Annotated in this window: 8 protein-coding genes; 4 read left to right on the top strand and 4 right to left on the bottom strand. The window is 57.5% G+C overall.

Annotated features, from left to right (window positions below):
- Positions 1–24: 24 nt before the first annotated feature.
- The gene (locus tag ACQ4N8_RS01465) at positions 25–3,570 is read right to left on the bottom strand and encodes a stalk domain-containing protein (RefSeq protein ID WP_430702531.1); all 3,546 of its coding nucleotides are present in this window, start codon (positions 3,568–3,570) and stop codon (positions 25–27) included.
- 110 nt (positions 3,571–3,680) lie between these two features.
- Positions 3,681–4,346 (bottom strand): MOSC domain-containing protein, encoded by a 666-nt coding sequence (locus ACQ4N8_RS01460; protein ID WP_430702530.1) that lies wholly within the window; start codon positions 4,344–4,346, stop codon positions 3,681–3,683.
- Between the two features lie 196 nt (positions 4,347–4,542).
- Between ACQ4N8_RS01460 and ACQ4N8_RS01455 the strand changes: the two genes are divergently transcribed.
- A complete protein-coding gene (locus ACQ4N8_RS01455; RefSeq protein WP_430702529.1) occupies positions 4,543–4,962 on the top strand; it encodes a hypothetical protein in 420 nt (139 codons plus the stop codon).
- Positions 4,963–5,071: 109 nt separating this feature from the next.
- Here the strand turns inward: ACQ4N8_RS01455 and ACQ4N8_RS01450 are convergent, their stop codons facing one another.
- Entirely contained in the window at positions 5,072–6,994 is a 1,923-nt protein-coding gene (locus tag ACQ4N8_RS01450; RefSeq protein ID WP_430702596.1) for an LTA synthase family protein, read from the bottom strand.
- Positions 6,995–7,079: 85 nt separating this feature from the next.
- Positions 7,080–9,623, bottom strand: a complete 2,544-nt coding sequence (locus ACQ4N8_RS01445; protein WP_430702528.1) for a beta-mannosidase — start codon at positions 9,621–9,623, stop codon at positions 7,080–7,082.
- 241 nt (positions 9,624–9,864) lie between these two features.
- Between ACQ4N8_RS01445 and ACQ4N8_RS01440 the strand changes: the two genes are divergently transcribed.
- From ACQ4N8_RS01440 to ACQ4N8_RS01430, 3 genes are read left to right on the top strand one after another with little or no spacing between them, the layout of a single operon-like run.
- Entirely contained in the window at positions 9,865–10,866 is a 1,002-nt protein-coding gene (locus ACQ4N8_RS01440; protein ID WP_430702527.1) for a substrate-binding domain-containing protein, read from the top strand.
- A complete protein-coding gene (locus ACQ4N8_RS01435) occupies positions 10,856–12,832 on the top strand; it encodes a cache domain-containing sensor histidine kinase (RefSeq protein ID WP_430702526.1) in 1,977 nt (658 codons plus the stop codon). The genes ACQ4N8_RS01440 and ACQ4N8_RS01435 overlap by 11 nt, the downstream gene beginning before the upstream one ends.
- Positions 12,829–14,121, top strand: a complete 1,293-nt coding sequence (locus ACQ4N8_RS01430; RefSeq protein ID WP_430702525.1) for a response regulator transcription factor — start codon at positions 12,829–12,831, stop codon at positions 14,119–14,121. The genes ACQ4N8_RS01435 and ACQ4N8_RS01430 overlap by 4 nt, the downstream gene beginning before the upstream one ends.
- Positions 14,122–14,305 lie beyond the last annotated feature (184 nt).

The following is a 14,305-nucleotide window of genomic DNA, read 5'->3' as shown; positions in this document are numbered from 1 at the left end:
TAAGTCTTGAGTTTACGCTTCCGTTTATGATTCCGTCGTTGTCGCCGTAGAAGGAACAGTTACCGAAAACGGGTCGGAAAGTGCATATCCCTTGGCATTTATCATATCCGGCACCGACAAGACATAGACGGTATAACTTGTGGATGTTGTCGCATTTCCGATCGAATTTCCGTTAAAATCTTTGGTTGCGATGCCCGTCAGCGGCCCCTGGCTACCGGCGGCCACGGTGATGCCTTTATCCATGGAGGCGATAGCCGCATCCCGATTTAATGTGTACCCCTCTGGCATAATGAATATCATGTAAGAAGCAATGTAACTGTTACCGATCTGAGGATCGGTTGGAGGATTGAACGCTACCGTTATCCCATTAACATCTGCTGTCGGAGTCACCTGCGTCACTTTCGCAACCGTGACATTATCTGGATTAACGATGGGCTTCACCGCATTAGATGCTACGGACAGGGCATTTACACCGCTTCTGGCTACTGTCAACACGAAAAATTGGTACGACGTATCCTTATTGATCGCATTCCCGAACACGTCATTCGGTTTATCCAAGGTTTTCGTAACGTTATTCCCGTTAGGAGCAACCGATGTGTATCGATCTGTCTTATCATATAAGCTGTTGGCATCAGACAGCTTAAAGCTGCCCGCGTTCGTCGCCGGAACGGCCAAAATTCGATACTCGGCCACGTTACTCTCATTAGCTAACTTATTAAAGTTGACGACGATATCGCTAAATGTACCGCTGTTGTTCCCGTTCAGTTGCGCATACAAACCGGTAACGGCTTCAACGGCACTACTATTGTTCAGCGTAATCTCGTTGGAATACGGAGATAACGCGTTAGCTCCGCTACCGCTTGCGGCTACCGACAGGACGAACACGCGATAGGCGACGCCGTTGCGGATGGCTGCTCCGTCCACGTCGCGCGCGCCGGCACCGAGGTCGACGGTCAAGGTAGCGCTCCCTTTGCTGACGGTCGTGGAATTGGAGCCCGAGACCGCATTCGCCCAATTCAGGTCAAAGCTGTTCGCATTAGCCGCTTTTACCACCATCACCCGGTAATAGCTGATGTTCGATTCATCGGCGGCGCGGTTGAACGTCACCCGCAGGTCTCGACCGTCGCCGTTATCGCTGATATCTCTGGCCGCTACGTTAGAGACCGGATACACCGTTTTGCCCGACAGCGTAATCACGTTCGAAGCTCTGGACAGCGTATTGCTTCCGGCATACCCGCCGCTGCCCATCGAAAGGACGAACACCTGGTAGCTGACGCCGTTGCGGATGGTTGCCCCGTCGACGTCCTTCGCCGTGGAAGCAAGCACTTGCTGCGCCAACGAGTTCCCGCCGCGGCTTACGTAAGTATACCGATCGCTGGACACCGCATTCGCTTTGGACAACGTAAAGCTGCCGGCGTTCGCCGATTTCACCACCATGATCCGGTAGTGGCTGATGTTCGACTCATCGGAAGGACGATTGAACGATACCCACAGGTCGCGGCCGTCGCCGTTATCGCTGACGTCGCTGGCGCTGAGATTCGAGACTTCGCCAACGCCGTAATTGTTTGACAGCGTAATGGCCGTAGAATAAGAAGACAGCGCATGGCTCAAATTGTAACCGCTGCTTGCCATCGAGAGGACAAACACCCGATAGCTAACTCCGTTTCGAATGTACGCTCCGTCCACATCGCGCGCACTTGTGTTCAGAATCGTAGACAACGTGGAGCTGCCTTTGCTTACGTACGTGTAATTCGCGCTGCCGACATTGATCGCTTTGGCCAGCGTAAAGTTATTCGCATCCGACGCTTTCACCACCATGATCCGGTAGTGGCTGATATACGTTTCGTCCGAAGCCCGGGTGAAGGATACCCGCAAGTCGCGGCCGTCGTTGTAGTCGCTCACGTCGGTAACCGTCAGGTTGGAAACCAGACCGACGGTGTTGCCGTTCGTCAACGTGATCGCGGACGAAGCGGAAGACAAGGCGTTGGTTCCCGCATAGGAACCGGTGCCGACCGCCATCACGAACACCCGGTAACTGACGCCGTTGCGAATCGTCGCCCCGTCCACATCCCGAGCTCCGGAAGACAGGGTATATTGAGTAATGTTATAACCGGTTTTGTTGACTTGAGTATAATTGGCACTGCCCACCGCATTCGCCTTCGACAGGCTGAAATTGGCGTAGTCGCTCGCTTTGACCACGAAAATCCGGTAAGAACCGATCCGCGATTCGTCCGAAACCCGGTTGAAGCTGATCCGCAGATCGCGGCCGTCGCCGTAATCATTCCAATCCTCGACCTTCGTGACGACCGGCGATATCACTGAACCCGTGCCGAGCATGAATGCGGAAGAAGCCGACGATAGTTTGTTCGACAGGCCGGAATTGCTGCTCACCGACAGCACAAAAACGGTGTAGGACACCCCGTTCTTGATCAGCTCGCCGGACGTATCCCGGGAAGACGAAGTCAATTGGCCGGTTAGCGTCGAACCGCTGCCCGATTTATAGACGACCGTGGAATAAGAACTGGACACGCTGTTGGCTTTCGTTAAATTGAAGTTCCCGGCGTCCTTCGTCTTGACGGCGAACACCCGGTAATTGGCAATGCTGCTTTCATTGCTGGCCCGCGCAAAGGTCACGCTCAGATCGCGGCCGTCGCCAAAATCGCTCACATCGCTGACTTTCACATTGGTTGGAGCCGCTACCGAAGAGCCGTTTTCCAGCGTAAAGGCCGGAGAAGCATTCGACAAGACGTACGAGTTGTTCTTGCCTACGGCCAACACATAGGCGACATAGGACTGATTCTCGCGAATCGCGGCCCCGTCGACATCCCGGGCATTCGACGATAAGTTCAGCACCGGATCCGTCCCCGAAGGCAGCCAGGTCGTGTAATTGCTCGACGAAACCTTTTGCGCCGCCGACAGATTGAAGGACGACGCGTTCCCGGCCTTCACGATCAACACCCGGTAGTGTCCTACGCGGGATTCGTTGGAGGATTTCGAGAAGCTGACCTCCAAATCGCGTCCGTCCCCGTTATTCCCTACATCCCGGGCGTAAACATAAGCAACCGGATTAGGGTCCGCCGATTCGCCCTCGTTGCCGCCCGACCCCGATGTCGTGGTGATCGTGACGACTTTGGTCGCGTTGCTCCAGCCGACCTGTTGTCCCAGCGCTTCGCTGACGAAACGCACAGGCACCATCGTTCTTCCTTTGATGCTTTGCGCGGGTACGTCGAGCAATACCGCTTCATTGTTGATCGTAGCCGATCGCGACTTCAGTTTCAGCACGATCTTCGTGCCGTCCTTGACGGCGGTTACGGTCTGCAGCGTTTGGTTATAATCGACCTTGGCATCCAACGCCTCGAAGATGGCCCGAAGCGGCAGCATCACCCGTCCGCCGATGACCACCGGCGCTTGGTCCGTCGCCAGCCGGCTGCCGTCGATATAAACGCTGATCGGCGTGGCTGCCTGCGCCGGCGTCTGGTGAAGCATTGGAACGATCAATAATGCAGCCAAGATCGAAACCCATATTTTCCTCACAAACTCATCCTCCCCATGATCAGAAACAGAGTGCATTAAACTAACTCTTCCCATTTGACGTTTTATCCCCGGCAAAAGTTTCTATGATCTGCTTGCACAAGAAAAATTTACCCCGAAATACCCGGAAGCGAATCATTCGCCATATATCAGGATGAGCCCGACGTCCTCCGGTTTAGCCGCGCGGTCAACGTCTCGCGCCAACTGGCGGACAGTTCGTCCACCGCCAGGATCCTCCGCATGCCGTCCGCGTCGTCCTTGTCCACATGCATCACCCGATTGGCATAAGCCAACGTCACCCCCGCGGGATGCTTCTCGATCAGTTGGAGCGAATCCTCCGGCCGAACTTTCCCCTCTTGAAGGACTCGAAAGTAATACCCGGTATAGCCGGTTTGCTGGATCCTAATCGGCAGTTCGGGCAAGCCGTGCTTGACTCCAACTTTGAAGCACGGTTGGCGCGGCTGGCTAACCTGAACGACGGCTTCGCCCAACCGAAACTTGTCCCCGATGCGGATGTCCTCCTCCAGCATGCCTTCGGTGGTGATATTTTCGCCAAAAGCCCCCCAACCGAGCGTCATCCCGAACTCCCTCTCCCAATAGGCGTACCGTTCGTACGGATAGACGCAAACCGCCTTATCCGGTCCACCGTGAAATCTGAGATCGGCTTGCTCGTCGCCGGCAAAGTTCACCGTCGACAAATGCAGCGGCCCCTCCACCGGCGTTTTGAAAATCCCCGACAGCACCGGCTTGCCCTGGTGCTCTACTTGAACCGGCCTTCCCACATTGATCGACCGAATCGCCATCCGCTCCTCCATGGTCTTGCACGCTCCTTTTATCGTCTCTTTGACTACATCATGACACCTGATTGAAATCCATTATACGTAGGGAGACGGCAGGGCACCACCCCTAATCATGGAACGGCCTTCTGAAACTTCTCGGACGGCTGATCCGTATTATCTATGAGCAAGCCTAAAAAACAGCACCTATACCTTTTTCCAGAGAGGATCCCATATGAAATTCAAACTCAAAAAAGTAGTCATCATCGGAACGATGGCTCTCGTCATTTCCATAAACCCGAATTTTTACGGCTATCTGACCAGCCTGGCCTATGCCGGCGGCCCATCCCGGCAGTCCAGCCTCAGCAATGCGGCGGAACGCCCGGACGAGGAGCTTAACGCGCTGCTGGGCAAGGCCTCGGACAAAGAGGTCTACGATGCGCTCCTCGAAGGGCAGTCGCTGGCCGAAATGGCGGAATCCAGCGGGCAGAATGCCAACCGCATCGTTCGTTTGCAAGTTCAACAGCTGCAGGAGCAGCTCCTCCAGCGCTTGAATGACGGACACTTGAGCCGGGAAGCATACGAGCGCCAACTGCAAGAGCTGCCGGACATCGTCGCCGCAAGCGTAGAGAACAGGTATACCATCATCGGTTAAATTCGGCTTCATACTAAGAACGCGTCATGAAAAAAAAGCGAGAGGCAAGAGCTATCGAAAAGCTCCTGCGTCTCGCTTTTTGGGTTATTCCATTCGCCTCTTGCCCCGATCACGGCCCCCGCTTCGGAAGCAACTTCACGTATTCATCGGAGAGCTTCATCAGCTCCGTTACGTATTCGTAGTCGCTGCGGTACGGCGCGATGTCGGCCACCGGCTGCAGCGTGTCCAGCGAGATCGCGGTGCCGTCGTCAAAACCCGCGCCCGGCACGAACATGACCTCATCGTTGAAGAACGAGCCGGTCGGCAGATAATACCGCATGCCCACCACATTGCGGTCGACATTCAACAGATCCTGGCCCAAGGCGGTGAAGCCATCGTCCGCCAGCGAAATGCCCAGCAAATTGGCCACCGTCGGCAGAATATCGACCTGCCCCCCGGTACGATCGGCCACTTGGCCGATCGTCTTGCCGGGGATGTGAACGATCAGCGGAATGTTGAAGCGACCGATCCGCTCGTCATAGGCGACTCCCAGCTTCTCTTGGATCTCCTTGGCGGGAACGTCCTTCTTCTGCAGGCCGAAATGGTCTCCGTAAAACACCAGCATGGTCTTATCCCACATGCCCGCTTGCCTCAGCCGGTCGATCAGAGTGCCGATCGCATAGTCGGTATAGTTGATCGACGCGATGTAATTCCCCAGCATCGTGCCCTCCATATCGGCCGGAAGCTCGATATGGCGGCGGTCCTTCGGCACCACGAACGGGTTATGGCTCGAGGTGGTGACGAACTGGGCGTAAAACGGCTTATTCTGCGCCTGGATATCCGCCAGCTTCTCTATGCCAACCCGGTACATCTCCTCGTCGGACGCGCCGAAATCGTTGAAATGGTCGTTCTTGAAATACGGCTTGTCGTAGTATTTATCGAAGTTCAGCGCCGGATAGAGCTGATTTCGGTCCCAGAACGTTACTTTATTGATATGGAACGTATTCGCCACGTACCCGTGACTTTGCAGCAGGCGCGGCAAGCTTGGCAGCTGCCGGTCGCCGAAGCTCGTCGACATCGCGGCCTCGGCCGTCGGATAGATCGACGTGTTGGACATGAACTCGGCGTCCGACGTATTCCCGGGTCCGATCTGCTGGAAGACGTGCGGAAAATAGAAGCCTTCCTTCGCCAGCTTGTTCAGCACGGGCGTAACCTCCTGCCCGTTCAGCTTCAGATTGATCGGGAAATTCTGGAACGACTCCATCTGGACCACAATCAGGTTCATCCCCTGAGCGTCACCGTAATGCGCCGGCTCGCCCGGCGCCGGGACGCGGTAGGGATAGCTGCTCTGAAGCTGCTTGATTTTGTCCGTCGTCTCCTGCAGATTCCCCTCCGCGACCATCCGCTCTTCCTCCTGGTTGCGGATCGCCGCGTCGACCTGGAAGTTGAAGAAGCCGACGCTTTCGGCTCGCACCAGCTCATTGTCTATGCCTTTGCCCGTGCGGATGTAAAGCCCGGAAAGCAGCAGGCTGGCGATCAGAACGAACGACACGCCCACTTTCCACAGCAAGCCCACGCGTGGACGGTCGGTGCGGAAGCTTAGCGTTCCCGCCGAACGACCCCCTCGGGAGGCGCGGCGGCTGCGCGCCGAGCGGAATATTTTGATGACGATGAGCACCGGAAGATCGACGAAATACAAAAACTGTTCGGGACGCAGCAGCGAAGCCACGCTCGCTTTGACCTCCGGCACTTGATTCAACCCGCTCAACACCGCGTAGGTCGGTACCGTGCCGAAATAGGCATTGTAAACGGTCGCGGCAAACAAAGTGAAGGAGACGACGAGATTGAATCCGAAGAAAACGCCCCATTTGCCCTTCGCGGGCGTCAGCAGCTCGACCAGGCACAGCAGCGCCAGCACCGACAGCCATTCCCCGGGCACCCCCTGGATGGCGATCCCCCCATAGAAAAAATAACGCAACAATAGCAGCTTCGCGCCGATCAGCACGAAGGCTTCAACGAATTTGTAACGGATTGACGTAAATATGTTCCCCATCTCTTTTCCCTGGATGATTCCCGTTTTTACAAAAAACACGGTTTTCTACCTGTTTATTATAGCACGGTAAAATCCAGAGTCTAATTTACACGAAGTCGGCCATCGATCGGACGATCAGCTCGCCGGCTTGCCCCGGAAAGAACGGCTCCGCACTGCCGTCGCCGCCGCGCCGTCGGAATTCCACCGTTACCGGCACGTCCGGCATGAGATCGAAGTAATTATCGGAGAATATCCCTTCCTCCGCCGCCGAAATCCATACTTGCCGCGCCAATGCGCCGCTGACCAGCGTAAACCGGCTGCCGTCGCTGCCGGGAACCTCCTGCACAGTGATTTCCGTTTGCGGGAGTGGAAGTTCCTTGGCCGACACGAAATAATACGGTTTGCTGTCCACCGTTTCCCCGTTTGCGTCGAGGACGGCAAACAATACAACCTGCCGCGGATCGCGCCCCTCCAGCCATTCGTCCCGCGAGAAAGCGGCCGCCTCGGCTACCGAGTCCGAGGCGGCCTCGACCTTCAGCTCCTTCTCCTTCAGCAGTCCGCCATGGATGCCGTACAGCGACAGACGCAGCGTAGCCTCCACCGGCTCCCGCCGATCGGAAACGACGCTGACCTTAATCGGCCCCCCCTCCGGTTCGCGGATCGCCAGCATCACATCCCGGAAGCTTCTGCGAACCGCATACTGCAGCGCTTTCCAGCGGCCGTAATAGTCCATGCCCGCCCAGGAGGCTACCGGCCAACAATCGTTCATTTGCCAGTACAACGTTCCCATGCAGTAAGGCTTGTTGCGGCGATGCGCCTCGATTGCCGTGCGGATCGCTTCCGCCTGAAGCACCTGGCTCATGTACAGGAACGACTTGAAGTCCTTCGGCGCCGGCAAATACAAATCCATGTATTCCTTGATCAGTTGGTTGCCCCGCCCGTTCTTCTGATGGGCCAGCATAATGTCCGATTCCAGCGCCAGCTCGCTTTCCGGCGCGTACTTCAACACGGAGTCCAACTCGGGGAACGACTGGAAACCGTATTCGCTCATAAATCGCCCGATCCGGATATCGTAATTGGCAAACGGCTCCACCGCATGCCATACGCCCCAATAGTGGATGTCTCCTTCTCCGGACACCTCATTGGCATGCTGGTTCTCGTCTCCCGACAAGCCGCGCAGCGGCGAAGAGGCCCAATACTCGACCCCGTCAACCCAACGTTCTACCGCTTTGGGCAAAATCCCATGGAACACCGCCTCGTAGTCGGCCCAAATTCGCTCCCGTTGTTCCGCGGTGTAATGCTCCTTCCAGCCCCAGCCCTTGTTCTCCACGTACTCGGCCCAGGCCGAGTCGATTTCGTTGTTGCCGCACCACAAAGCGATGCATGGGTGATTACGCAGCCGCTTGATGTTATATTCCGCCTCTGCCGCGACATGATCGAGGAAAGCCTCATCCCCCGGATACATGCTGCAGGCAAACATGAAATCCTGCCAAACGAGCAGGCCGTATTCGTCGCACAGGTCGTAGAATACCTCCTGCTCGTAGAACCCGCCGCCCCACACGCGCAGCATGTTCATGCCGCTTTCCGCCGCCGAGGCAATCTCGTGGCGGTAGCGCTCCTCCGTCACTTCGGGAATGAAGCTGTCGTTCGGAATATGGTTGGCGCCTTTGGCAAACACCGAAACCCCATTCAATTCAAAGCGGAAGGAAGCGCCGGCGGCGTCCTTCTCCCGGATCAGCTTGATCTCCCGCAGCCCGGTTCTGGTCGAGGCCTCGTCGGCAATGCCGTCCCCGTTCGCAAGCTCGGCGCGGAATTCGTACAGGACAGGCTCGCCCAGCCCGCGGCACCACCACAGCTTGGGCCGGTTCAGCGTTGCCGCCAACGCCACTTCCTGCACGCCCGGCTCAAGAACGACGTCGCGTTCCCATGCTAGTTCACCGGTCGATACGCGCAGCTTTCCCGTCCAGCGTCCGGCGCATTCGACCTCCAGGATCGCGGTCAGCTCGGCCGCCTCCGCTCGAACCCGGTCCTGGCGAATATGCAGATCGCGAATGAGCGGGCCGACCCAACCTTCAAGCCGGGCTTCCCGCCAGATACCGCTGGTCACGAACCGCGGTCCCCAATCCCAGCCGTAATGGTACGGGGCTTTGCGGGCGAACACGCTGATCCGGCGGTCCCCTAATCCGCCCAGCTCGGATTGGTCGTTCGGGGCCGGCAGAGCGTACCCCAACTTCTCCAGCTTGGGCAAATCCTCGGCCACCGGCGACCGGAAGCGAACGGCGATGGTGTTCGTCCCTCGGCGCAGCAGCGATTTGATATCGGTTCGCCATGCGAGAAACATATTGTCGGCCGACAGCGCGTGCACTCCGTTCACCGTCACGTCGGCGTACGTATCCAGTCCGTCGAAGACAACCTCGATTCGCGGCAAGGCGAACCAGGCTTCCTCCAGTTCGAAGGAAGTCTCGTATTCCCAGTCTTTTTTGTCGATCCATTGCAGGCCATGTTCGTTTGTTCCGTAGAACGGATCTTCAATCCTGCCGTTTCGGAGCAGATCGGTCTGAACCGTGCCCGGCACCCGGGCCGGCTTCCACTCCGTTTCGTCCGATGCCTTGAAGTTCCAGCTGCCTAACGCATAGCGGTGGTTATTCATATGCCCTCCATCAAGTTAGTAGGATATGCTCCATTATAGACCCATTTCGTTATCGTTTGTTATATATTTGTTAGTGGATTTTTAGATACAATTTCTACATGATTTTTTCTTGCCAGGCGCCTTTTCCTCCTGATTTAGGGAATCCCAGCATAAAATGATAATTATATTTTCTGCCGAATCATAGTATGATGATGTCGAAAGTTCGTCTCCTTTTGAAACAGCTTTATGAAAGGGGTTTCATATGAAAAAGATTTGGATCGTCTATTTACTGCTGATCGTCTGCTTTGCGCTATATGTGCTAGACTATCGCTCCCAGAGCCGAATGAACGATCAATGGAATTCGGGCGGCCTCCGGGGAGAAATCGACGAGAAATACGTGATGGTGACGTTCCAGATGGGCATCGATTATTGGAAAAGCGGGCTAAAGGGCTTTGAGGACGCCGCCCAAGCCCTGAACGTATCGGTGGAATATCGCGGCTCCACCCAGCGCGACCTTCATGAACAGATTACCGTGCTGGAGCAGGTCATCGCCAAAAAACCGGCCGGGATCGCCATCTCCGCCATCCATCCGATCGAGCTGACGGCCACGATCAACAAGGCGGTGGACGCCGGCATTCCGGTCGTCCTGTTCGACTCCGACGCTCCCGGCAGCCGGGCCTACTCCTTCCTCGGCACCGATAATTACGCGGCCGGCGTCGAGGCCGCCCGCAAAATGGCCGAGCTTACCGGCGGGCGCGGCGAGGTCGCCGTCGTTACCGTGCCGGATCAGCAAAACCATCAAGAGCGCACGCAGGGGTTTGCCGATACGATTTCCGCGGAATTCCCCGGTATGAGCATCGCCGCCGTCAAGAACGGTAAAGGCGACCAGGTGTTTTCCCGGCAGTCGGCGGAGGAGATTTTGCAGGCCTCCCCCGGGATCGCCGGCATCTTCGCCACGGAAGCCAACGGCGGGATCGGCGTGGCGGAAGCCGTGCGCGAATACGGGAAGGCGGGCAGCGGACCGAAAATCATCAGCTTCGATACCGACAAAGGCACGCTCGACCTGGTCAAAAGCGGGGACATTGCCGCGACGATGGCGCAAGGCACCTGGAATATGGGGTATTGGTCGCTGCAGTTTCTTTTCTCGCTGAAGCATGATCTGAACGGCGCGCAAAGTCCCGGCGCGCCGGGGGTTCCCCAGCAGGCGGACACCGGCATCACCGTCGTGACGCGGCAGAATGTGAATGATTACTATGCGAAATAGACGCGGGAATCGAACCTGGGAGCTGAGCCGCTTCTCGCTCAACAATTTGCCGATCCGCTATAAATTGATCGTGCACTTCTTGCTGATCAGCATCCTCCCCTCGATCGGGCTTGGGGTTCTGACCAATTGGACGGTCGATCGCATCATCGAGCGCCAGATCACCGACAATACGCTGCAGTTGATCGGCAAGGTGAACCGGTCGCTGGAAACCTACGTGGAGAATTTGCAGAACATGACCTTCTTCATCTCCTTTAACCCGGAGGTGCTGCAGTTTCTCGAGGGGCCGGAAGCCGAGGGCGGCGATGCCGCGGCGACGGCCGAGGCCGCTGCCGGCGCCCTGGCGGAAGCCGGAGCGGCGGGTGCATTCGCGAATGCGGACGCCTCGGCCACCGGCGCAGACGCCGATACCGATCATTACGAGATCCGCAAGTTTCTGCAGGGCTTTACCACCTTGTATTCGGAAGTCGCGGGGATTCTGGTCGTCAACACCCGGGGCGAGTACATCAGCAATGAAATGTACGCCAGAAACGGGGACAATTTAACGCGGGAGAACTGGTACAAGGAAGCGGTCCGCAACAAAGGGATTTTCAAAATCGTCGGCCATCCGCACGACCGTAACGTCACGACGCACGTCAGTTACAAAGATAGCGAGGTCGTCTCCGCGGTCCGGGCGATCCTCGATCCGGACACGCAACAGGTCAAGGGCGTCGTGCTGATCGACCTGAAGCTGCGGGTCATCGCGGAGACGGCCCAGGATATCCGCTTGGGCAAAACGGGCTATTTGACGGTGGTAGACGGAAACGGCGAGCTGATCTACGCCCCGCCGGACCCTTACATCGACCGCGTTCCCCTGGATCGGCTGGGCAAAGACGGCTCGGGAATGTACGCAGAGCGGAGCGGCGGCCGCGAGCTGCAGTTTATTTACCGCCACTCGCCGTTTACGGACTGGACGACGGTCGGCGTATTTCCCATGAATGAGTCCGCTACGGAAATGCGGGAAATCCGCTTTTTCGTCGTCAGCTTCGTCTTTATCGTCTGCCTGCTGGGGATGACGGCTTCCTTTTATCTCGCCCACTCCATTTCCAGGCCGATCGGCCAGCTGGCCTCCTTTATGCAAAAAGCCCAAGCCGGCGACTTGACGATTCGGCATTGGGGCGACCGCAGCGACGAGATCGGGTTGCTTGGCCGCCGCTTCAACGCCATGCTGCAGCAGATCAACCGGCTGCTTACGCTGACGGAGCTGCAGGAACGGCAGAAGCGGGAAGCCGAGCTGCGCAGCCTGCAGGCGCATATCAAGCCGCATTTCCTGTACAACACGCTCGACACGATTCACTGGATGGCGCGGCGCAAAGGCGCCGGGGACATCGCCGAGATGGCCGAGTCGTTGTCGAGGTTGTTTCGGATCGGCCTCAGCAAAGGAAACGACATCATCCCGCTCAGCGACGAAATCGAGCATGTCCGCAGTTATTTGCAAATTCAACAGGTACGCTACCAAAACAAGCTGGAATATTCTTTGCAGATCGCACCGGAGATTCAGGGGTTGCACGTGCTGAAGCTGATTCTGCAGCCCATCGTGGAGAATGCCATTTACCATGGGATCAAAGAGCGCCGGGGGCCGGGGCAGATCGTGATCGAGGCGGCCGAGGACGGCGGCGTCCTGGTCATGGCGATTCGCGACGACGGCAAGGGCATTCCGGCGGATCGGCTGGCGCTCCTGCAGAAAGAATTGCAGGCCGCGGCTACGGCATCCGACGATAGCCGGGTGGACCGCCCGGAGCCTACGGGAAATTCCGACGGGGGAGGCAAAGGCTACGGGCTGATGAATGTGCAGGCCCGGATCGCTTTGACGTTCGGGGATCGATACGGTCTCACGATTCAAAGCGAAGAAGGCCAAGGCACCGTCGTAACCGTCACCCACCCGATCATTCGGGACGAACAAGCCAGATGGGAGAGGATCGATACATGAATGGGAACAACCCGAAACAGACCGCAGGCTATCCCGTTGACCCGAAAACGGATGCCGGATCGCCCGCCTTCCGCTGGAAGGTGCTCATTGCCGACGATGAAAGCATTATCCGGGAGGGTATCCGGGACAGCGTGGACTGGGAAGGGCTGAGGCTCGCCGTCGCTGCGGAGGCGGAGGATGGCGAGGAGGCGCTGGAGCTGGCCGTGCGGCACGGCATTCATATTTTGCTCGTGGACCTCAACATGCCGATCATGGACGGGATCGAGCTGATGAAACGGGTCCGGGAGCATCTGCCGGATTGCAAGATCGTCATTATCACCGGCCACGATGAATTTACGTATGCGCAAAAGGCGATCCGGCTTCAGGTGAAGGATTACATCCTGAAACCGGCCAATCCGGCGCAGCTGGAAAAGGTGCTGCGCCAGGTCCGCGGCGAGCTCGAGGAGGAGGCTGCGAAGCAACTGCATTGGCAGACGGCTTCGCGGCAAATCTCCCGCAGCTATCCGCTGCTGCGGGAACGGTTCTGCCAAGCCTGGATGGACGGCGGCATGAACGCCGCCGAAATCCTGGAGCAGCTGCGGTTCCTGCAGCTGCCGGAGGCCTGCCCCGACTGGCTTGGCGTCATCCGGCTGCCCGAGCCGGCCGGATCGCCGGCCGCATTAAGGGAAGACGAACGGCATCTCTACGAATTCGCCGTCGAGAATATCGCCGCCGAACTGCTTTCGCCTTACCCCAAGGCGATCTTCCGCGATCCCTTCGGACTGATCGTCATCCTGCTCTGGAGCCTGGAGGCCGAAGCCGATTTTCACCGCATCGAAACGTCGGTGCGCACCCATTTGAAAATTGCCGTTGAGGTGCACCTGGCCGAAGGAACGGGCGACGTCCTGGAGCTTCAGGGCGTTTACCGCAGATGCAAAGCTTCGGTGACGAAGGAGGTCGCCGTCTCGCCGCTGGTCCGCCGGGCCAAGCAGCATATGCTGGAGCATTTCGGCGACAGCGGGCTGACGCTGGAGGCGATGGCACAGGCCTTGCAGTCCTCTCCGGCTTACCTCAGCCGCATGATCAAGCAGGAGCTGGGGACGACGTTCAGCAGCTATTTGACGCAAATCCGCATCCGCAGAGCGACCCGGCTGCTGAATGCCACGGAGCTGACGATCAGCGACATCGCCGAGCAGGTCGGCTACGAAACCCAACATTACTTCAGCACCGCATTCAAGCGCGCGACTGGCATATCTCCGCTGCAATATCGGAAGGGTGCGTTCGCCGGCGAGGATACTGAGGGGGAGTAGGCTCCCCCTCTTTTTTGTTTTAGGCGGCTCCAACGGCTCTTTGCCGCTTCGCGAGCCAGCGCCTATGTTTTCTCTAAGACGGGGAAAAGAACGGCCTGACGAAATTTTGTCAGGCCATGAAGCGGTGCGGCTGGGCAGCAACTGCTCGGTCTGAGTAATTACGTCACGATCGCAGGTTTTATAC

Source organism: Paenibacillus macerans (assembly GCF_050565405.1).
GTDB lineage: Bacteria > Bacillota > Bacilli > Paenibacillales > Paenibacillaceae > Fontibacillus > Fontibacillus macerans_B.
Note: the sequence above shows the minus strand (reverse complement) of the source record. Positions and strands in the feature narration are given on the sequence as shown.

What these genes read in the sequence shown, in the direction of transcription:
- ACQ4N8_RS01465 (WP_430702531.1), bottom strand. Translation starts at nt 3,570, where the DNA reads ATGCACTCTGTTTCTGATCATGGGGAGGATGAGTTTGTGAGGAAAATA.
- ACQ4N8_RS01460 (WP_430702530.1), bottom strand. Translation starts at nt 4,346, where the DNA reads ATGGAGGAGCGGATGGCGATTCGGTCGATCAATGTGGGAAGGCCGGTT.
- ACQ4N8_RS01455 (WP_430702529.1), top strand. Translation starts at nt 4,543, where the DNA reads ATGAAATTCAAACTCAAAAAAGTAGTCATCATCGGAACGATGGCTCTC.
- ACQ4N8_RS01450 (WP_430702596.1), bottom strand. Translation starts at nt 6,994, where the DNA reads ATGGGGAACATATTTACGTCAATCCGTTACAAATTCGTTGAAGCCTTC.
- ACQ4N8_RS01445 (WP_430702528.1), bottom strand. Translation starts at nt 9,623, where the DNA reads ATGAATAACCACCGCTATGCGTTAGGCAGCTGGAACTTCAAGGCATCG.
- ACQ4N8_RS01440 (WP_430702527.1), top strand. Translation starts at nt 9,865, where the DNA reads ATGAAAAAGATTTGGATCGTCTATTTACTGCTGATCGTCTGCTTTGCG.
- ACQ4N8_RS01435 (WP_430702526.1), top strand. Translation starts at nt 10,856, where the DNA reads ATGCGAAATAGACGCGGGAATCGAACCTGGGAGCTGAGCCGCTTCTCG.
- ACQ4N8_RS01430 (WP_430702525.1), top strand. Translation starts at nt 12,829, where the DNA reads ATGAATGGGAACAACCCGAAACAGACCGCAGGCTATCCCGTTGACCCG.